The following is a 19,027-nucleotide window of genomic DNA, read 5'->3' on the forward strand; positions in this document are numbered from 1 at the left end:
ATGTCGCACGAACACCACGCCATGCCGACGCCGGCAGGCAGTCACCCGGGCACCGACGGGCCGCAGGAGCGCCACGGCGACCACCACGACCACCGGGTCCACCACAGCTCCGGTCACGGCGGGCACGACAAGCACGACAAGCACGCCGGGCACGATCCGGAGATGTTCCGCCGCAGGTTCTGGCTGAGCCTGGTCCTGACGGTGCCGGTCGTGGCGACCAGCCACATGGTGATGGACTGGTTCGGCTACCGGCTCGACTTCCCCGGCGTCGGCTGGGTCGCGCCGGTGCTGGGCACGGTCGTGTTCGCCTGGGGCGGGTGGCCGTTCCTGCAGGGCGCGGTGCGGGAGGTCCGGGACCGGGTGCCGGGGATGATGCTGCTGATCGCGATGGCGATCAGCGTGGCGTACGTGGCGTCGCTGGCCACCTCGCTGGGCGCGTTCGGCCTGGACTTCTGGTGGGAGCTGGCCGCCCTGGTCACGATCATGCTGCTGGGGCACTGGCAGGAGATGAAGGCGATCGGCCAGGCCCGGGGCGCGCTGTCGGCCCTGGCCGCGCTGCTGCCCGACGACGCCGAACGCCTCGACGCGCAGGGCCGGCCGCAGCGGGTGTCCGTGGCCGAGCTGGCAGTCGGGGACCTGGTCCTCGTCCGCCCGGGCGGACGGGTGCCGGCCGACGGCACGGTCGTCGACGGCGACGCCGAGATGGACGAGTCGATGATCACCGGGGAGTCCCGGCCGGTCCCCCGCACCACTGGCGACCGGGTGGTCGCCGGCACGGTGGCCACCGACGCGGCGATCCGGGTCCGCATCGACGCGGTCGGGGAGGACACCGCCCTGGCCGGCATTCAGCGCCTGGTGACGCAGGCGCAGCAGTCCAGCGGCCGGGCGCAGGTGCTCGCCGACCGGTTCGCCGCGTGGCTGTTCTACATCGCCACCGCGACCGCCGTGGTGACCGTGCTGGCCTGGACGGCGCTGGGCGATGTCGACCAGGCCGTCGTCCGTACCATCACGGTGTTGGTGGTCGCCTGCCCGCACGCCCTCGGCCTGGCCATCCCCCTGGTGATCGCCCTCTCCACCGCAGTGGCGGCCAAGGGCGGAATCCTCGTCAAGGACCGGCTCGCGCTGGAGCGGATGCGCACCGTCGACGCGGTGCTGTTCGACAAGACCGGCACCCTGACCCGTGGCGAACACGTCGTCACCGGCGTGGCCGCGACCGGCGCCGCCAGCGACGACGAGGTCCTGGCCACCGCCGCGGCGGTCGAGGCGGACAGCGAACACCCACTGGCCCGCGCGATCGTCACCGCCGCCACCGGCCGGGGCACCACCCGCCGGGCCACCGGCTTCCGGTCGCTGACCGGACGCGGCGTGCGCGCCGACGTCGACGGCACCACGTACGCCGTGGGCGGCCCCGCCCTGCTGCGCGAGCTGCGGGCGACCGTCCCCGACGAACTGCGGCAGCGGCAGGACGACTGGTCGCGGCGCGGAGCGGCGGTGCTCCACCTCCTGCGCCTCGACGGCGACAGGGCGACCGTGGTCGGTGCCCTGGCCCTGGAGGACCAGGTCCGCCCCGAGGCCCGGCAGGCCATCGCCGAGCTACGCGAGCAGGGGGTCCGCAAGATCGTGATAATCACGGGCGACGCCCGGCCGGTCGCTGAGGCGGTCGCCGCCGACCTGGGGTTCCGCCCCGGTGAGGACGAGGTGTTCGCCGAGGTGCTGCCCGCCGACAAGGACGACGCCGTCGCGGAGCTGCAGAAACGGGGCCTGCGGGTGGCGATGGTCGGCGACGGCGTCAACGACGCCCCCGCGCTGGCCCGCGCCGACGTCGGCATCGCCATCGGCGCCGGCACCGACGTCGCGATCGAGTCGGCCGGGGTGGTCCTGGCCTCCTCCGACCCGCGCGGGGTCACCGGGGTCATCCGGCTGTCCCGGGCCTCCTACCGCAAGATGATCCAGAACCTGGCCTGGGCCACCGGCTACAACGTGGTAGCCCTGCCCCTGGCCGCAGGCGCGCTCGCCTGGACCGGTGTCGCCCTCAGCCCCGCCGTCGCGGCGGTGCTGATGTCCGCCTCCACCATCGTCGTCGCGCTCAACGCCCAACTCCTGCGCCGGGTGCGGCTGCGCCCGGCGGCCGAGTAGGCCCCCGATGCCGGGGGTCCGGACGAAGCCGGCCCCCGGCGGCGGCCACGTCGACCTTCACCAACTGCCGGTCTCGGCGAGGGTCGGGGCGGAGGCCCGTCGACCGGCCGTCCCGTCCGCCCTAGCGGAGCGCGTCGGCGAGGCGGCGCAGCTCGTTCTCCCGGGCGTCGCCGACGACGATCACCGTGCGGGTCGGTTCGAGCAGCACCAGCGCCTGCTCGTTGCCCCGCGCGGTGTACCGCTGCCAGCTACGGCCGCCCAGCTCGGTCGGGCCCTGGGGCCGCGCCTCGGCGGTCAGCTCGGCGGGCAGCAGCCGCTCCGGCGGCACGTTGCTCTGCACGAGCTGGGCGCCCCGCCCCTCCGGCGTGACGTAGCCGATCCGCAGGGCGGAGCCGCCGCCCTCCACGTCGCGGTAGCCGGCGCTGACGGCCTTCCAGTCGGAGCCGAGCCCGGCCGGCTGGCTCACCGGGAACGCGCTGGCCGCGCGGGCGTGCTCCAGCGCGGGGGCCGGGTCGACGACGTTCGGCTGGTCGCCGCCGAGGAAACCCCGGTAGAGGGCCAGCAGCAGGGCGATCGGGACCAGCAACACCAGCAGCGAGATCGCCATGTCCTTCGGCGAGCGCTCCGACCGGGCCTTCTTGCCGCCGACGGGCGGCACGACGGACGCCGTCGGGCCGGGCGCGGCGGGCTGCGCCGAACCGGGCACCTCGGGGCCGGGAGCCGCCGGGCCGGGCACCTCGGGGCCGGGAGCCGCCGGCGGTGTCGGGGCGGACGCCGCCGGCGCAGACGTCGGCGGTACGGGCGTCGGCGGGGTCGGCTCGACGGGGGTGCGATCGGCGGGCTGCGCGGCTTCCACCTCTCCATTCTTCCAGCCCGGATCGCGGAGCCGGGCGGGCCACCACCGGCGAGGGTCGGCGCGTCGCCACCGCCGCGCGGCGTCCCTGCCCGTTGCGCCCCGGCCGTCCCCTCCCACCGTTCGACAACGCGCGCCTCCGCCGCCGGGCGACGTCGTCCCGCCGGGGCCACGGTGGTGATCCGTCCCACGCCCCGTTGGCGGGAAGGAGGCCCTCGCGGCCCCGAACCGACGATAGGTTGGCGATCGTGTGAGGATCAGCGACAAAGCTGGCGGCGGCGACGGCCGCATGCCGCCGGTCCACCCCGCAACGTCGCGAGGAGGAAGCCGTCATGACGAACAGCAGCACGCGGAACCCCCAGAACCTCGACCGTAACCTCGCCCTCGACCTGGTCCGGGTCACCGAGGCCGCCGCGATGGCCGCCGGCCGGTGGGTCGGCCGGGGCGACAAGGAGGGCGGCGACGGGGCCGCCGTCGACGCCATGCGCAAGCTGATCAACTCGATCCCGATGCGGGGCGTCGTGGTCATCGGCGAGGGCGAGAAGGACAACGCGCCCATGCTGTTCAACGGCGAGGAGGTCGGCGACGGCACCGGCCCCGAGGTGGACGTCGCGGTCGACCCCATCGACGGCACCACGCTGATGAGTAAGGGCATGCCGAACGCGCTCGCCGTGCTCGCGGTGGCCGAGCGGGGCGCGATGTTCGACCCGAGCGCGGTCTTCTACATGGAGAAGCTGGCGGTCGGCCCGGCGTACGCCGACGTGGTCGACATCAACGCCGGGGTCGCCGACAACCTGCGCCGGATCGCCAAGGTCAAGGGCACGGACGTGTCCGAGGTAACCGTCTGCGTACTGGACCGCCCCCGCCACGACGACCTGGTCGCCCAGATCCGCCGGGCCGGCGCGGGCATCCGGTTCATCTCCGACGGCGACATCGCCGGCGCCATCGCCGCCGCCCGGGGCGAGTCGGGCGTCGACGTGCTGATGGGCATCGGCGGCACCCCGGAGGGAATCACGGCCGCCTGCGCCCTCAAGTGCATGGGCGGGATGCTGCAGGCCAAGCTCTGGCCGCACGACGCCGCCGAGCGCGAGAGGGCGCTCGCCGCCGGGCACGACCTGGACCGGGTGCTCACCACCGACGACCTGGTCACCGGCGACAACTGCTTCTTCGTGGCCACCGGGGTCACCTCCGGCGACCTGCTGCACGGCGTGCGCTACCGCTCCGGCGGGGCGTACACGCAGTCGATCGTCATGCGGTCGAAGAGCGGCACCATCCGGGTCATCGACTCCTACCACCGGCTGGAGAAGCTCGCCCTCTACTCGGCGGTCGACTTCGACGGCCGGCCCCTCGCCGAGCAGGAGTGATCACCACCGAGGCTCCGGCCCCACCGACCCTGCCGCTCGCCCGCCGGATCGCGGGCGTCGGGCTGGCCACCGCCTCCGGGGTCGCCGTCGCCGTGCAGTCCCGGATCAACGGCGAGCTGGGCGTACGGCTGGCCGACGGGATCGCCGCCGCGGTGGTCTCGTTCGGCGTCGGCCTGCTGGTGCTGCTGGTGCTGGTCCCCGCGACCCCTGGCGGGCGGCGGGGCCTGGCCGCGCTGCGGGCGGCCCTCGCCGACGGCTCGCTGCGGCCGTGGCAGTGCCTCGGCGGGGCGTGCGGCGCGATCCTGGTGGCCACCCAGGGGTTGACCATCGGCACGCTCGGCGTGGCGGTCTTCACCGTGGCGGTGGTCGCCGGGCAGTCCGGCAGCAGCCTGCTGGTCGACCGGGCCGGGATCGGCCCCACCGGCCGCCAGGCGGTCACCCCGAACCGCCTGGTCGGCGCGGTGCTGACCGTGCTCGCCGTGCTGCTGGCGGTCGGCGACCGGCTCGCCGACCCCGGCACGCTGGGCCTGGCGCTGCTGCCGCTCGTGGCCGGGCTGGGCATCGCCTGGCAGCAGGCGGTGAACGGGCGGGTACGGGTGGCCGCCGGCAGCGCCCTGGCCGCCACGCTGGTCAACTTCGCCGTCGGCACGGTGGCGCTGCTCGCCGCGTTCGCGGTCGAGGTCGCCGTCCGGGGCCGCCCCGGCGGGGGCTTCCCGGCCGAGCCGTGGCTCTACCTCGGCGGCCCCATCGGCATCGTCTTCATCGCGATCGCCGCCGCCGTCGTGCGGTTCACCGGCGTGCTGCTGCTCGGCCTGGCCACCATCGCCGGGCAGGTCGTCGGGGCCGTCCTGCTGGACCTGGTGCTGCCGACCGCCGCCTCGCACCCGGGCGTGACCACCCTGCTGGGCGCCGCGCTCACCCTGGTCGCCGTGCTGATCGCCGCCCTCGGCCCACCGCCCCGCCGGAAGGCAGGGCCCCCTCCTGACACCTCGGGTTAGGAGGGGGCCCCTCCTCTACCGAAAGCGTTAACAAGGTGCCCTTCCTTGCACCCCTCAGCCGGCGTCGGAGGAGTGGCCGGGGAAGAGGTGGGCCGACGGGTCGATCGCCACGGCGGCGTTGTTGACCGCCGTGGCGGCCTCTCCGAAGCCCGTGGCGATCAGCCGGACCTTGCCCGGGTACTCGGTGATGTCCCCGGCGGCGAAGACCCTGGGCAGGTTCGTCGCCATCGCGCTGTCGACCACGATGTGCCGGCGGTCGAGCCGCAGCCCCCACTCGGCGATCGGGCCGAGGTCGGCCGTGAAGCCGAGCGCGGCCACCACCGTGTCGACCGGCAGCGTCTCGGCCTCGCCGCCCCGCCCCGTGATCTCCGCGCCGGTCACGGTGCTCTCGCCGTGCAGGCGGGTGACCTCGGCGTTGACGATGACCCGGACGGGAAGCTGCTGCACCCGGGCGACGGTGGCCGCGTGCGCGCGGAACTTGTCCCGCCGGTGCACCAGGGTCACCGAGCGGGCCAGCGGTTGCAGCGCCAGCGCCCAGTCGAAGGCCGAGTCCCCGCCGCCGACGATGAGCACGTCCCGGTCGGCCAGCGCGGTCGGCTCCGGGACGAAGTAGACGATGCCGCCGCCGGTGAAGCTGTCGGCCACCGGCAGCGGGCGCGGGGTGAAGCTGCCGAGCCCGCCGGTGACGACCACCGCGCCGCAGGCGATCTCCTCGCCGCCGGCCAGGCCGAGCACCGGCCGCCCGTCGACGTGCGAGAGCTTCTCGGCCCGGGTGCCGAGCAGGTACCGAGGGTGGAACGGGGCGGCCTGGGCGACCAGGTTGGCCACCAGGTCGCGGCCCTTGACCGCGGGGAACCCGGCCACGTCGAGGATGAGCTTCTCCGGGTACATGGCGGTGATCTGGCCACCGGCCTCGGGCAGCGCGTCGACCACCGCCACGGAGAGCCCCCGGAACCCGGCGTAGTACGCGGCGAACAGCCCCGTCGGGCCGGCACCGATCACTGCGACATCGACCTCGGGCATGACGTATTGTCGCCTTCCGCTCACGGATCAACGCGTGCTGATGCCGACCGTAGGCGGGCCGTCCGCCCGGGGCAAGCACATCCCACCGAAGCACCGGGGCGGCGCGAGAGTGCCTCGAACGTGCCCCGAGTCGCGCGGCCGAACGGCGCGTCAGGGCAGGGTGAGCCCGGGTTCCGTGTCGTACGGGTCGGCGTCGGCGCGGCGGCGGAAGAGGATCGCGGCGACCACGCCGCCGAGCAGCCCGAACAGGTGCCCCTGCCAGGAGATCCGCTCGTCGGTGGGGAGGATGCCGAGCAACTGCCAGCCGTAGAGCAGGCCGACCAGCAGCACGACCCCGAAGTTCCACCAGCTCCGCTCGACGACGCCCCGGGTGAGCAGGACCCCGAGGTATCCGAAGATGACGCCGCTGGCGCCGACCACGACCGAGTTCGGCGCGCCGGTGAACCACACGCCCAGGCCGCTGACCAGCACGATGACCAGGGTGGACCAGAGGAACCGCCGGAACCCGGCGGCGAGCACGAAGGTGCCGAGCAGGATCAGCGGCACGCTGTTGCTGTAGAGGTGGTCGAAGTCGGCGTGCAGCAGCGGGGAGAAGATCACCCCGTCCAGCCCCTCGATCCGCCGGGGGATGATGCCGCCGGCCAGGTCGAGGTCGATGCCGAGCCCGACGTCGAGGGCCTCGACCAGGAAGAGCGCCGGCACGACGGCGCACATGGCGACGAAGGCGCGGCCGATCGAGGCGTAGAAGGCCTCGGTGCCGAAGCGTCGCGGGTCGCCCCGGGGGCCGTCGCGCAGGGTCATGCCCCAAACAGCTATCAGCAAAAGCGGGCGTCCGCCACCCGGCGGCGTGCAACGGCGGGTACGACGACGGCGGGGTGGGCGCGCCCACCCCGCCGTCGCGGCGTCAGGGGATCAGTACCAGCCGGTGCTCTGCGAGTGGCTCCACGCGCCGCACGGGTTGCCGTACCGGCCCTTGATGTAGCCGAGGCCCCACTTGATCTGGGTCGCCGGGTTGGTCTCCCAGTCGTCGGCCACCGAGCCCATCTTGCTGCCGGGCAGGGACTGGGGGATGCCGTACGCCCCGGAGGAGGGGTTGCGGGCCTTGTGGTTCCAGCCGCTCTCCTTGTTCCAGAGCTTGTTCAGGCACGGGAACTGGTCGATCCCGAAGCCCGCGTCGAGCATCAGCGCGCAGCCGGTCTTCCGGTTGCCGCTGTACTCGCTGCACGAGGCGGGGATCGGGCCGTCGTACGGCTTCGACGCCTTGGCCGCCGCCTTCTTCTCGGCGGCCTCCTTCTCCTTCGCCTCGCGGTCGCGCTTGCGGGACGCCGCCTCGGCCTCGCGGGCCCGCTCGGCGGCCTCCTTCGCCGCCTCGGCGGCGCGCTGCCGGGCCTGGTGCTCGGCGGCGCGCTGCTTGGCGGAGGTGACCCGGTGCTGGGCCTGCCGCTCGCGCTGGTACTCGTACTCGGCCTGGTCGACCAGGGCGGCCTCGCGGCCGACCTGCGCAATCGGACCCTGTTGCTGGGTTTCCCGGTCCTCGCCCAGATAGAAGCCGCCGGCAACGCCCACGGAGAGCAGTGCTACGGCGGCGGTACGGGCACCGAACCGGCTCCACAGCCGACTCACGTAGTGGTCCCTTTCGTCGGGGGCACGGACGCGGCGCGACCCCGGCCCGAGGAGGGCCACGGCCCGCGCCGCGAGCGCCCCGACCCTGCCGGTCGCAGCCGACGCTCCGAGCCCGCCCGCCCTCCGCCGATGCACGGCGAACGACGGCAGACGATCTTTCCGGCGCGTGGACGCTCGTTGGACACGATTGCGCACAGTGGGGCGGATGGGAAACGAGCGGCGCAATTTGTGACCTGCGACACAGGTGAAATCGGGATGAATGGCCTCATAGTAGACACAATTGCTGGGTCAGAGCGGTGCGTCCTCCAACAGATCCGTGACCATGGCGGCGATGGGCGAACGCTCCGAGCGGGTGAGCGTGACGTGTGCGAACAGGGGATGGCCCTTCAACGTCTCGATGACCGCCGTCACCCCGTCGTGCCGCCCCACCCGCAGGTTGTCCCGCTGGGCCACGTCGTGGGTGAGCACCACCCGCGAGCCCTGGCCGATCCGGGAGAGCACGGTCAACAGCACACCGCGCTCCAGCGACTGGGCCTCGTCCACGATGACGAAGGCGTCGTGGAGGCTGCGGCCCCGGATGTGGGTGAGCGGGAGGACCTCCAGGGCGCCCCGGGCCATGACCTCCTCCAGGACGTTCTCGTGCACCACCGCGCCGAGGGTGTCGAAGACGGCCTGCGCCCAGGGGGACATCTTCTCCGTCTCGGAGCCGGGCAGGTAGCCCAGCTCCTGCCCACCGACCGCGTAGAGGGGGCGGAAGACCACCACCTTCTTGTGCCGGCGGCGCTCCATCACCGCCTCCAGGCCGGCGCAGAGCGCGAGCGCGGACTTGCCGGTGCCGGCCCGGCCGCCCAGCGAGACGATCCCGACCGACTCGTCCAGCAGCAGGTCCAGCGCGATCCGCTGCTCGGCGGAGCGCCCGTGCACGCCGAACGCCTCCCGGTCGCCCCGGACCAGCCGGACCGTCTTGTCGGGCAGCACCCGCCCCAGCGCCGAGCCGCGCCCGGAGTGCAGCACCAGCCCGGTGTGGCAGGGCAGCCCGGCCGCACCGTCCAGGTCGAGGGTCTCGCCGGCGTAGAGCGCGCCGATCTCGTCCTCGCCCAGGTCCAGCTCGGCCATCCCCGTCCAGGTGGGGTCGCTGGCCTGGCCGTGCCGGTACTCGTCGGCGCGCAGTCCGACCGAGGCCGCCTTCACCCGCAGCGGCATGTCCTTGCTGACCAGGGTGACGTCGCGCCCCTCGGCCGCCAGGTTGAGCGCCACGGCGAGGATGCGGGCGTCGTTGGACTCGGTGCGGAAACCGGGCGGCAGGACGCCGTCGTCGGTGTGGTTCAGCTCCACCCGCAGGGTGCCGCCGACGTCGTTGGCGGGCACCGGCCGGTCCAGCCGGTCGTGGCGGACGCGCAGCTCGTCGAGCATCCGCAGGGACTGCCGGGCGAACCAGCCCAGCTCCGGATGGTGCCGCTTGCCCTCCAGCTCGGTGATCACCACGAGGGGCAGGACCACCTCGTGCTCGGCGAACCGGTGGAAGGCCGCCGGGTCCGACAGCAGGACCGACGTGTCCAGGACGAACGTCTGGCCGGCTGGTCGGGGCTCCTCGGGCTCGACCGGGGCGGCCGTGCGGCGGCCCCGGGTGGCGCGGCGGGTCGTGGCAGTCGCGGCCGGGCTCTGGTCGGCACCGGCGAGGGTACGGCGAGTCGTCACAGGCCTGCTCCGACGGATGGGCACCCGGCCATCCGCGTTCCGCCTCGTCCGGTGCCCGGGGACACGGGGTCGGATGCGGGCCCCGTGCGCGAGGTCGCAGATCCGGGCTTGCCGGCTGGCCCGGGAGAACCCCGCGCCATGACTAGACGCTAGCCGCGCCACGGCGTCCCGGCTAGAGGTTCGCTCGCGGATCTCCGGAGCGGGCCGGTGGACGGGGCGCGGCGGCCCGGTGGGATGCCCGGAACCGGCCGGCGAACGGGGCCCGGCGCGCCAGGTCGGATGCCGGAGTCGACGGGTGGACGGGCGCGGCGGACCGGCCGGGATGCATGCCCCCTGCGCGCATCCCGGCCGGCGGGGCCCGCGTCACCGGTCTGACGTGGCCCCGACGGTGCGCGTCCGCCGCGGACGGCGCACCGTGCTCGTGGTGCCCCCGTGGCGGGGGCGGCGGTCGGGTCCGCCCGCCGGCCGGCGGGGGTCGGCGGGCCGGTCAGCTCCGCCACCGGACCAGGGTGCCGGCGGGGTGCCGGCCGCTGGCGGTGGCCGGGGCCGAGGCCGCGACGACACCGCCACGGGCCGCGACGACGCCGACGCCGGCCGGGGCGGCCAGGGAGGAGCGCGGCGCGGCGGTCAGGGAGGAGCCCGGCGCGGAGGCCGCGGCGGCCAGGGAGGAGGGCGCGGCGAAGGAGGAGCCGGTGTAGGTGGTGCCCTGCCGCGTGGCCCGGCCGCCCGGGGAGACCGGCGGCGGGCCGGCCAGCGCCGAGGCGATGGCCGCCTGCGCCTCCCGGCGACGCCGGTTCCAGGCGCCCCGGTCGCCGTCGAAGTAGCCCTGCCGGTAGCCGAACCGGTAGCCGATGCGGTAGCTGAGCTGGCCGTGCAGCCGCCCGGCGGCGTAGCTGGCCGAGCCGAGGACGAGGACGAGGACGACCGCGAGGAAGGGGCTCATGCCACCCCTCCCGGGCACCGCCGCGTCCCGCCGGGAGCCGGGCACCGCCGTGTCCCGCCGAGGCCCGGGCGAGGCCCGGCACCGCCGGGAGCAGCACGACGCCCGCTGCCGGCGTCGGGCCGGCGCGGCCGGGCGTTCACCGCTCCCCCGGCTCGGGGGAGGCGGGGTCGGCGACCGGCAGCCGGTCCAGGTCGTCGGTGCTGACCTCCTCGATCAGTTCGACGCTGATCCGGCAGCCGTCGTGGAGCACCTCGGCGACGGAGGAGCGGCGGATCTCGCCGCCGGCGTCGTAGACCCGGACGCTCAGCTCCGGGCAGCCGAGGTGGGTCCGCCAGGCGTTCCACTCGGCGCGGTCGCCGACGCTCAGCGACAGGTGGCGGCAGCCCCGGGCGAGGTAGAGGCGCCACGGGGCGCTCAGGCCGGCGGCCACCCCCTCCGCCACCAGGCCGAACGCCTGCGCGCGGGTGGCGAGTTCGGTCACCGCGCCCCCCTCGCACCAGGTGAGGGACGCACGCGAGCACCAGTCGTCTCAAGCACGTGACACACGGTAAGTTGTCCCATGAACGTGACAGTATCAGCTTTTCGTCTGATTACAGCGGCACTCACGCCCACCTATCATCCGCAGTCAAATCCGCTGGTCAAAGCCTTGCAGAAGCTCCACCACAAGAGCGTACGTGTATACCGCTCACGTGACATAAGCCCGTCGGGCACCCGCCGAGGGGCCGAGTGGTCGTACCGTCACGGGGTGACCGAGAGCGCCCCCTCCCGGAAGATCGCCTTCGCCGCCTTCGTCCGTCGTGCCCTCGACGACGCCCGCGCCATGCGAGCCTGGAGCGGCACGGAGGTCTCCCGACGCACCGGCGTCTCCCGGCAGACCATCAACCGTTGGGTGCGGGGCGACTGGGCCAGCGACCCCGAGGCCGAGCGGGTGGTGGCCTTCTGCGAGGGGCTGGGCCTCCACCCCACGGCGGCCTTCGCGGCGCTCGGCTGGGACCGGACCGCGGGCCCCCGGGTGGCGACCGCCCCGCCGCCGATGGACCCGGACGTGGAGGCGCTGCTGCGCAGGCTGGTGGATCCGAACGTCTCGGACACGGAAAAGTTCCACATTCGGGAAACCATTCGTTACCTCGCTTATCGCCCAACCCTCCCCGCCGATGTCCGAAAAAGGGGTAATCGGGCGGGGTAGTTCCTCAGATGGCGAAAGAACGGCTGGACGGGTCCGCCTGTTCCGCTTCCGGGGCGCGGCGGGCGCGCTAGCGTCCCTCTCGTACTGCTTGGGCTCGTCGTCGGCGGGGGACGGGACAAGGCCGAACCCAGCCCTGCGGGACAGAAGGAGGGGTCTGTCCATGACCCTGAAGTGGTTGGCAGTCCTGGTCGCGGCGGTGGCGCTGACCTCCGCCGTGACCGGCAACGTGGTGATCGGCGTGGTCGGCGGCGGGCAGCTCCCCGTGGTCGCCAACCTCCTCGCGTTGACCACCGCCGGCACCGCGGTCGTCCTGGCCGTCGTCGCCGAGCTGAACGAGCGGCTCAACGAGCGGCTCAGCGCGCTCTCCGAGTTCCTGGTCGCCCGACTCGACGAGATCGAGACGCGCACCGGCGACCGGAACGCGGGATTCGTGGAGGGATACCTGCTCAGCCACGGCCGGGACGCCGACGTCGTCCCGTTCGGCCGCCGCGGGCGGGGGGCCGCCGAACGCTGACCCGGGCCCGGAGGAGAGTCACGTCTCGACCGGCGAATGACCCGCCCCCGCCGGGGTACGCTGTCGCGCGTGCCGCCGTTGAATCTGGGCAACCAGCAGCCGAGGACCCCGCTGGACGCCGACCGCGCCTGGCGGGCGACCGCCGACCGGGCGGCCGACACCGTCCTCTTCTTCGACTTCGACGGGACGCTCGCGCCGGTCGACGACGACCCGACGGCGGTGCAGCCCGCGCCGAAGGTGCTGGCCGCCATCGAGGCCCTCGCCCCGCTGGTGCGCCGGGTCGCCATCGTCTCCGCCCGCCCGGTGGAGTTCCTCCGCGACCACCTCGGCGGGCTGGCGGGCGTGGATCTCTACGGCCTCTACGGCCTGGAGCACAGCCACTCCGGCGGCGAGACCGTCACCGAGCCGGCCGCCCTGCCGTGGGTGCCGACCATGCAGGAGCTGGCCGACCTCGCCCGCGCCGAGCTGCCGCCCGGCGCGCTGGTCGAGTTCAAGCGGCTCTCCGTGGCGCTGCACTGGCGCACCGCCCCGCAGCTCGGCGCGGCGGTGCAGGAGTGGGGCCGGGCCCAGGCGGAGCGGCTCGGGCTGCGGGTGCAGGCCGGCCGGATGGTGCTGGAGATCAAGCCCCCCGTCGACCGGGACAAGGGCATGGTGATCGACGAGGTGATCCGCGACGCCGCCGGCGCGTGGTACTTCGGGGACGACGTGTCGGACATCAAGGCGTTCACGGCGCTGCGCGCCCGCTGCGCGGGGGACCCGGACTTCCTCGCCGTCTGCGTGGCGGTGGCCAACCCGGAGACCGGCCACGAGGTCGCCGAGGCCGCCGACCTCACCATCGAGTCCCCCGCCGCGCTCGGCGCCTTCCTGACCGAGGCGGTCCCCCACCTGCGGTGAGCCGCCGGGCCCGGCCCGGCCGGCTCAGGCGCCGAAGCGTCGCTGGCGGTTGGCGTACGAGCGCAGCGCGCGGAGGAAGTCCACCCGGCGGAAGTCGGGCCAGTTCAGCTCGCAGAAGTAGAACTCCGAGTGGGCCGACTGCCAGAGCATGAAGCCCGACAGGCGCTGCTCGCCGCTGGTTCGGATGATCAGGTCCGGGTCCGGCAGGCCCCGGGTGTAGAGGTGCTCGGAGATGTCGTCGACGTCCAGCGTCTCGGCCAGCTCCTCGATCGTGCCGCCGGCCGCCGCGTGCTCCAGCAGCAGCGAGCGGACCGCGTCGGCTATCTCGCGCCGGCCCCCGTACCCGACCGCGATGTTGACCTGGGCCCCGCCGGTGCGCCCCCGGGTGCGCTCCTCCGCCGCCTTGAGCGCGACCGCGTGGCGCGCCGGGAGGACGTCGAGCGCGCCGACCATCCGCAGCCGCCAGGGGTTGCCCTCCTCGGCCAGCTCGGTCGACAGGTCCTCGATGATCTGGAGCAGCGGGTCCAGCTCCTCCGCCGGGCGGGAGAGGTTGTCGGTGGAGAGCAGCCAGAGTGTGACGTGGCCGACGCCGGCGGCGTCGCACCAGCGCAGCAGCTCCTTGATGCGCTCCGCCCCCATGCGGTGGCCGTCGTTGGGGTCGACAAAGCCCATCTCCCGCGCCCAGCGGCGGTTGCCGTCGCACATCACGCCCACGTGCCGGGGCACCGGCTTGCCCGCGAGCTTGGCCGTCAGCCGCCGCTCGTACACGGAGTAGAGGAGATTCCGCACAGTCATCACCTTGCAGAGTAGCGACCCCGGCGGGGATTCAGTCCCGCGGAGGCCGATCCCGCGCCGCGAGACCGATGCCGATCATCGCGAGGGTGCGCGCGTCCAGCCGGCCGTCGCCGAGACCCAGCTCGACGACGGTGCCGAAGACCCGGTCGTCGCGGCGGGCCGCCCGCACCGCGCCGTCGACCACCCACCGGCGGCGGGCCAGCCAGGCCGCGACCGAGCTGTGCCGCAGGTGGGTGCCGAGACGGCGGCGCAGCGCGGCGGCGTACCGCCCGGCGGCGTGGGCGGGGTCGCCGGCCGCCGCAGCGCCGGCCAGCGCGCCGGAGAGCAGCGCGTAGAAGATCCCCTCCCCGGTGAACGGGTTGATCAGCGACAGGGCGTCCCCGGCGAGCACCAGCCGGCCCCGCCCCGACACGGGGCGGTGGGTGGAGAGCGGCAGGTGGTGGGCGCGCAGCGCGGTCACCACCGCCGGATCGGTGCCGGGCAGCAGCGCGGCCAGCCGGTCCAGCAGGTGCGCGCGGGTCAGCGGCTCGCCGCGCAGCACCTCCCCGTACCCGACGTTCGCCCGCCCGTCGCCGATGGGAAACGACCAGGCGTACGCCGGCCAGCGCGGCCTTGAGGTGACGATGAGCTGCTCGGGCGGGCCCGGCCGGGCCGGGGCGTAGCCGCGGATGGCCAGCGCGAGGTGGCGGTCCGGGTTCGCCGGCTCGCCGAGCGCCCGGCGGACCACCGAGCCGGCACCGTCCGCGCCGACCACCGCCCGCGCGGCGAGGTCGCCGTCGAGCACCACCCGGCCGTCGCGGGCCTCGACCCGGCGCACCGTGTGCCGGCGCAGCTCCGCGCCGGCCGCGACCGCCGCCGCCACCAGCCGGGCGTCGAAGACCTCCCGGGGCACCGTGTACGCCGGGCGGGGCAGCGCCCGGGCCACCGCGCCGCCGCCGGGCCCGACCAGCCGGATGCGGGGCAGCGGGGCGTACCCGTCGACCGCGCCGGTGACGCCCAGCCGGGCGAGGACGTCCAGCGCGTGCGCGGCGACGCCGTCCCCGCACGCCTTGTCCCGGGGGAAGTCGGCCCGGTCCAGCAGCAGCACCCGGGCCCCGGCCCGGCGGGCGGCCAGCGCGGCGGCGGCCCCGGCCGGGCCCGCCCCCACCACGGCCACGTCGTACTCGTCGGTCATGCCGCCTCCCGGGTCCCTCGCGGCTCAGCCCGGCGTCGTCGCGGCCTCGGCCCGGCCGGCGCGCCACAACCCGTACAACGCCAGGAGGGCGGCGGCGAGCAACGGGGCGCCGTCGCGGATCAGGCCGTCGACGCCGAGGAGCCACCAGCACAGCGGCAGGTCGACGGCGAGCACGCCCAGGGTGATCGCCACCAGCAGGCGGCGGGCCCACAGCTTGCCGCGCATGAGGAAGGCGGTGCAGAACAGCACCAGGTAGCTGACCGCGATCCCGGCGACGAACCAGAACAGCACCCCCGGCACCGCGCCTGGCCGGCCGTCCAGGACGGCCCCGCCGGCCGCCAGGGCCGGCACCAGCATGAGCGGGCTGTACGTGAACGCGGCGACCCGGCTCGTGAGCAGCCACCCGGTGACCGGCGGGCGCTTCGGCGCGACCTCGCGCCAGGAGATCGTGCCGCCGGAGATGACGAGCCCCTTGCGGTGCCGGACCAGGTGGCCGGCGACGACGCCGGAGCGGTACAGCAGCCAGACCACGGCACCGCAGAGCGCGGTGAGCAGGGCGAAGCCGAGCAGGCCGGGCAGCGGCGGGACGCCCTGCCGGGGCACGATCAGCCGACCCACGGCGAAGACGGTGGTGACGGCGAGGATCAGCCCGAGCGGCTTGGCGACGGCGCGGCCCCGGTCGACGTGCCCGATCAGCAGCAGGAAGCCGAGCGAGCGGAGCATCGCCCAGCCGGTGCGTACCGCCAGGCCGAAGCCGCGCTCCGGGGCGTACCACCAGTTGAGCAGCTCGACGGCGACGGTGGCCGCCGCCGTGACGGCCAGCAGGGTGGTCAGCGCCCGGACGGCGGACGGCCGCCGGACCTGCGTGGTCTCGGCGGCCGTCCTCATGGAATCCGATGGTGCCCGATGCGGGCGGGCCTCACACCTACCGGCGCGGCGCTTCCGCGTCGAGGCGGGCGCGCAGCGCGTCCAGCTCGGCCCAGAGCACGCCGGGGAGCTTGTCGCCGATCTTCTCGAACCACTCGGTGACCAGCGGAAGCTCTGCCCGCCACTCCTCCGGGTCGACCTTCAGCGCGATCCGGACGTCCTCCGGGGTCATGTCCAGGCCCTCGACGTCGAGGGCGTCCTGCGCCGGGACCATGCCGATCGGGGTCTCGACCGCGTCGGCCCGGCCCTCCAGCCGCTCGATGACCCACTTGAGCACCCGGGAGTTCTCGCCGAAGCCGGGCCAGAGGAAGTTGCCCTCGGCGTCCTTGCGGAACCAGTTGACGTAGTAGACCTTGGGCAGCTTGGACTCGTCGCCGTCGGCGCCCTTGCCCATCTCGATCCAGTGCCGGAAGTAGTCGCCGGCGTGGTAGCCGATGAACGGCAGCATGGCCATCGGGTCGCGGCGCACCACGCCCACCGCGCCGGACGCGGCGGCGGTGGTCTCCGAGGAGAGCGTCGCCCCCATGTACACGCCGTGCACCCAGTCACGGGCCTCGGTGACCAGCGGGATCGTGTCCCGGCGCCGGCCGCCGAAGAGGATCGCGTCGATCGGCACGCCCTTGGGGTCGTAGTAGTCCTCGGCGAGGATCGGGCACTGGGTGATCGGGGTGCAGAAGCGGCTGTTCGCGTGCGAGGAGAGGCTGTCGCTCTCGGGCGTCCAGTCGTTGCCCTTCCAGTCGAGCAGGTGCGCCGGCGGCTCGCCCATCCCCTCCCACCAGATGTCGCCGTCGTCGGTGAGGGCGACGTTGGTGAAGATGGAGTTGCCCCGGTCCAGCGTCCGCATCGCGTTGGCGTTGGTCTTCCAGTCGGTGCCCGGCGCGACGCCGAAGAGGCCGTACTCGGGGTTGACCGCGTAGAGCCGGCCGTCGGGGCCGAAGCGCATCCAGGCGATGTCGTCGCCGATGGTCTCGACCTTCCAGCCCGGGATGGTCGGCTCCAGCATGGCCAGGTTGGTCTTGCCGCACGCCGACGGGAACGCCCCCGCGACGTGGTAGACCCGCCCCTCCGGGGAGGTGATCTTGAGGATCAGCATGTGCTCGGCGAGCCAGCCCTCGTCGCGCCCCATGACGCTGGCGATGCGCAGCGAGTAGCACTTCTTGCCGAGCAGGGAGTTGCCGCCGTAGCCGGAGCCGTACGACCAGATCTCCCGGGTCTCGGGGAAGTGGGAGATGTACTTGGTCTCGTTGCACGGCCAGGCCACGTCGGACTGGCCGGGGGCGAGCGGGGCGCCGATGGAGTGCAGGGCGTGCACGAAGTCCGCGTCGTCGCCCATCGCCTCCAGGATCCTCGCGCCCATCCGGGTCATGATCCGCATCGAGGCGACCACGTACGGGCTGTCGGTGATCTCGACGCCGAACATGGGGCTCTCGGCCTCGACGGGGCCCATGCAGAACGGGATGACGTACATGGTGCGCCCGCGCATGGAGCCGCGGTACAGCTCGGTCATCGTCCGCTTCATCTCGTCCGGCGCCATCCAGTTGTTGGTGGGGCCGGCGTCCGCCTCGTCGACGGAGCAGATGAAGGTGCGCTCCTCGACCCGGGCGACGTCGGACGGGTCGGTGCGGGCGTAGAACGAGTTCGGCTTCTTCTCCGGGTTGAGCCGGATCAGGGTGCCGTTGTCGACGAGCTCGTCGGTGAGGCGGCGCCACTCCTCGTCGGACCCGTCCACCCAGACGACCCGGTCCGGCGTGGTCAGTTCCGCCACTTCTCGGACCCAGGCGAGCAGCTTGGGGTGGGACGTCGGGGCCTGATCGATACCCCGAACGGTAGCCGGAGCAACCATGACACATCTCCTTGAGGTCGACGCTGACCGATCTATGGGATGCACGAGTGGGGACGGCGCGATGCGTCGCCTTCGTGGAAACCTGGGATTGGCCTCAGCGTAAACCGGGCGACGTCGCAAGTCAGTGGGATAGGTTGTGAAGAACTGCACAAGCTACGGGTACGCTGCGGCATCACGACCTGATACCCGCTTTGGCGCGCAGTTTCACGCAAATCCTTCGACGAACCTTCACCGGGGTCACCGCGCCGTTCGCCGAGGTGCGCGCGGGTCGGGGGAACGGCCGCGCGGCCCGGGCCCGCCGACGGGGGCGAACGGCGACGGGGGCCGCAGGGAACCATTCTGGAATGCGCGAAGCTGAGCGGGGACGCGCATTTTCGAAACTGTCCGCAATTCGCGCACTCCGGGTTACGATCCGTTCACGCGGCCTCCGGGGGCCGCGCCAGAGGCCGCGGATCCCCTTCCGGGGTGCCCGCAACCGGTACGCTCTGCGAGTGGCCGCGACGATGACCGGGGACCAGGCAGGGCTCCCGCCGACCCGCCCGGGCCTGATCCGTGCCCTGATCGACCGCTTCGGCCACCTGGTCCGCGAGCTGAGCAAGTTCGCCACCGTGGGCGGCATCGCCTTCGTCGTCGACTTCGCCCTCTTCAACTACCTCACGCACGCGCGCGGCGTCGAGCAGGTGACCGCGAAGACCGTCTCCACGGTGGTCGCCGCGACCCTCGCCTTCCTCGGCAACCGGTTCTGGACCTGGCGGCACCGCCAGCGCTCCAACCCCGCCCGCGAGTACGCGCTCTTCTTCCTCTTCAACGGCGTCGGCCTGGGCATCGCGGTGGCCTGTCTCGCCATCAGCCGGTACGGCCTCGGCGCCATCTGGCCCGAGGTGTTCCAGACCACCGTCGCCGACAACATCGCCAGCTACCTCGTGGGCACCGGCCTCGGCACGCTGTTCCGGTTCTGGTCGTACCGGCGGTTCGTCTTCGTCGCAGCGGGAACGCAGTCCGCTCCGGAGGCGACACCCGACCGGGACCCTCCCGCGTGACCCGTCGCCCATCCCG

General features: G+C 73.9%; 18 protein-coding genes. 7 read left to right on the top strand and 11 right to left on the bottom strand.

Going from position 1 to position 19,027, the window contains the following annotated elements; all coding sequences use genetic code 11:
- Positions 1-21: 21 nt before the first annotated feature.
- Complete coding sequence (locus LPU43_RS08920; RefSeq protein ID WP_373321677.1) at positions 22-2,136, top strand: copper-translocating P-type ATPase; 2,115 nt, start codon at positions 22-24, stop codon at positions 2,134-2,136.
- A gap of 121 nt (positions 2,137-2,257) precedes the next feature.
- On the opposite strand, the gene LPU43_RS08925 is transcribed toward LPU43_RS08920, so the two are convergent.
- Complete coding sequence (locus LPU43_RS08925; protein WP_229399770.1) at positions 2,258-2,992, bottom strand: DUF4245 domain-containing protein; 735 nt, start codon at positions 2,990-2,992, stop codon at positions 2,258-2,260.
- A gap of 329 nt (positions 2,993-3,321) precedes the next feature.
- Between LPU43_RS08925 and glpX the strand changes: the two genes are divergently transcribed.
- Positions 3,322-4,353, top strand: coding sequence for a class II fructose-bisphosphatase (glpX, locus tag LPU43_RS08930; protein ID WP_229399771.1), 1,032 nt, complete (start codon positions 3,322-3,324; stop codon positions 4,351-4,353).
- Complete coding sequence (locus LPU43_RS08935) at positions 4,353-5,351, top strand: DMT family transporter (RefSeq protein WP_373321678.1); 999 nt, start codon at positions 4,353-4,355, stop codon at positions 5,349-5,351. Before glpX ends, LPU43_RS08935 begins: the two co-directional genes overlap by 1 nt.
- A gap of 54 nt (positions 5,352-5,405) precedes the next feature.
- Here LPU43_RS08935 and LPU43_RS08940 read toward each other — a convergent pair whose 3' ends face one another.
- The 6 genes from LPU43_RS08940 to LPU43_RS08965 all read right to left on the bottom strand — a co-directional run bounded on the left by LPU43_RS08940 (position 5,406) and on the right by LPU43_RS08965 (position 11,119).
- A complete protein-coding gene (locus tag LPU43_RS08940; RefSeq protein ID WP_229399772.1) occupies positions 5,406-6,374 on the bottom strand; it encodes an NAD(P)/FAD-dependent oxidoreductase in 969 nt (322 codons plus the stop codon).
- 150 nt (positions 6,375-6,524) lie between these two features.
- Positions 6,525-7,175 carry a rhomboid family intramembrane serine protease gene (locus LPU43_RS08945; RefSeq protein WP_229399773.1) on the bottom strand — a complete coding sequence of 217 codons (651 nt, stop codon included), beginning with the start codon at positions 7,173-7,175 and terminating at the stop codon, positions 6,525-6,527.
- Between the two features lie 111 nt (positions 7,176-7,286).
- Positions 7,287-7,997, bottom strand: a complete 711-nt coding sequence (locus LPU43_RS08950; protein ID WP_229399774.1) for an aggregation-promoting factor C-terminal-like domain-containing protein — start codon at positions 7,995-7,997, stop codon at positions 7,287-7,289.
- A 288-nt stretch (positions 7,998-8,285) separates the two neighbouring features.
- Entirely contained in the window at positions 8,286-9,695 is a 1,410-nt protein-coding gene (gene phoH2 / locus LPU43_RS08955; protein WP_229399775.1) for an RNA 5'-3' helicase PhoH2, read from the bottom strand.
- A 487-nt stretch (positions 9,696-10,182) separates the two neighbouring features.
- A complete protein-coding gene (locus tag LPU43_RS08960) occupies positions 10,183-10,638 on the bottom strand; it encodes a hypothetical protein (protein WP_229399776.1) in 456 nt (151 codons plus the stop codon).
- Between the two features lie 136 nt (positions 10,639-10,774).
- Positions 10,775-11,119, bottom strand: a complete 345-nt coding sequence (locus tag LPU43_RS08965) for a hypothetical protein (RefSeq protein ID WP_229399777.1) — start codon at positions 11,117-11,119, stop codon at positions 10,775-10,777.
- Between the two features lie 264 nt (positions 11,120-11,383).
- On the opposite strand from LPU43_RS08965, the gene LPU43_RS08970 reads away from it, so the two are divergent.
- The 3 genes from LPU43_RS08970 (at position 11,384) to otsB (ending at position 13,232) form a co-directional block, all read left to right on the top strand.
- Positions 11,384-11,824, top strand: a complete 441-nt coding sequence (locus tag LPU43_RS08970; RefSeq protein WP_229399778.1) for an XRE family transcriptional regulator — start codon at positions 11,384-11,386, stop codon at positions 11,822-11,824.
- 160 nt (positions 11,825-11,984) lie between these two features.
- A complete protein-coding gene (locus LPU43_RS08975) occupies positions 11,985-12,338 on the top strand; it encodes a hypothetical protein (RefSeq protein WP_229399779.1) in 354 nt (117 codons plus the stop codon).
- Positions 12,339-12,407: 69 nt separating this feature from the next.
- The gene (gene otsB / locus LPU43_RS08980; protein WP_229399780.1) at positions 12,408-13,232 is read left to right on the top strand and encodes a trehalose-phosphatase; all 825 of its coding nucleotides are present in this window, start codon (positions 12,408-12,410) and stop codon (positions 13,230-13,232) included.
- A gap of 24 nt (positions 13,233-13,256) precedes the next feature.
- On the opposite strand, the gene LPU43_RS08985 is transcribed toward otsB, so the two are convergent.
- From LPU43_RS08985 to LPU43_RS09000, 4 genes are read right to left on the bottom strand one after another with little or no spacing between them, the layout of a single operon-like run.
- Positions 13,257-14,027, bottom strand: coding sequence for an isoprenyl transferase (locus LPU43_RS08985; RefSeq protein ID WP_229399781.1), 771 nt, complete (start codon positions 14,025-14,027; stop codon positions 13,257-13,259).
- A 31-nt stretch (positions 14,028-14,058) separates the two neighbouring features.
- Positions 14,059-15,201: a geranylgeranyl reductase family protein gene (locus tag LPU43_RS08990; RefSeq protein ID WP_229399782.1), complete on the bottom strand. Its 1,143-nt coding sequence runs from the start codon at positions 15,199-15,201 to the stop codon at positions 14,059-14,061.
- A 24-nt stretch (positions 15,202-15,225) separates the two neighbouring features.
- Positions 15,226-16,089 (bottom strand): hypothetical protein, encoded by an 864-nt coding sequence (locus tag LPU43_RS08995; RefSeq protein ID WP_229399783.1) that lies wholly within the window; start codon positions 16,087-16,089, stop codon positions 15,226-15,228.
- A gap of 37 nt (positions 16,090-16,126) precedes the next feature.
- Positions 16,127-17,971 carry a phosphoenolpyruvate carboxykinase (GTP) gene (locus LPU43_RS09000; protein ID WP_229399784.1) on the bottom strand — a complete coding sequence of 615 codons (1,845 nt, stop codon included), beginning with the start codon at positions 17,969-17,971 and terminating at the stop codon, positions 16,127-16,129.
- Between the two features lie 503 nt (positions 17,972-18,474).
- Between LPU43_RS09000 and LPU43_RS28760 the strand changes: the two genes are divergently transcribed.
- Positions 18,475-19,011, top strand: a complete 537-nt coding sequence (locus LPU43_RS28760; RefSeq protein WP_306416124.1) for a GtrA family protein — start codon at positions 18,475-18,477, stop codon at positions 19,009-19,011.
- Positions 19,012-19,027: the final 16 nt, after the last annotated feature.

Source organism: Micromonospora okii (assembly GCF_020884795.1).
GTDB lineage: Bacteria > Actinomycetota > Actinomycetes > Mycobacteriales > Micromonosporaceae > Micromonospora > Micromonospora okii.

Excerpts from the sequence above, each read along its gene's own strand:
- LPU43_RS08920 (WP_373321677.1), top strand. The coding sequence starts at position 22 with ATGCCGACGCCGGCAGGCAGTCACCCGGGCACCGACGGGCCGCAGGAG.
- LPU43_RS09000 (WP_229399784.1), bottom strand. The coding sequence starts at position 17,971 with ATGGTTGCTCCGGCTACCGTTCGGGGTATCGATCAGGCCCCGACGTCC.
- glpX (WP_229399771.1), top strand. The coding sequence starts at position 3,322 with ATGACGAACAGCAGCACGCGGAACCCCCAGAACCTCGACCGTAACCTC.
- LPU43_RS08940 (WP_229399772.1), bottom strand. The coding sequence starts at position 6,374 with ATGCCCGAGGTCGATGTCGCAGTGATCGGTGCCGGCCCGACGGGGCTG.
- LPU43_RS08945 (WP_229399773.1), bottom strand. The coding sequence starts at position 7,175 with ATGACCCTGCGCGACGGCCCCCGGGGCGACCCGCGACGCTTCGGCACC.
- LPU43_RS08985 (WP_229399781.1), bottom strand. The coding sequence starts at position 14,027 with ATGACTGTGCGGAATCTCCTCTACTCCGTGTACGAGCGGCGGCTGACG.
- LPU43_RS08995 (WP_229399783.1), bottom strand. The coding sequence starts at position 16,089 with ATGAGGACGGCCGCCGAGACCACGCAGGTCCGGCGGCCGTCCGCCGTC.
- LPU43_RS08960 (WP_229399776.1), bottom strand. The coding sequence starts at position 10,638 with ATGAGCCCCTTCCTCGCGGTCGTCCTCGTCCTCGTCCTCGGCTCGGCC.
- LPU43_RS28760 (WP_306416124.1), top strand. The coding sequence starts at position 18,475 with ATGACCGGGGACCAGGCAGGGCTCCCGCCGACCCGCCCGGGCCTGATC.
- LPU43_RS08975 (WP_229399779.1), top strand. The coding sequence starts at position 11,985 with ATGACCCTGAAGTGGTTGGCAGTCCTGGTCGCGGCGGTGGCGCTGACC.
- LPU43_RS08990 (WP_229399782.1), bottom strand. The coding sequence starts at position 15,201 with ATGACCGACGAGTACGACGTGGCCGTGGTGGGGGCGGGCCCGGCCGGG.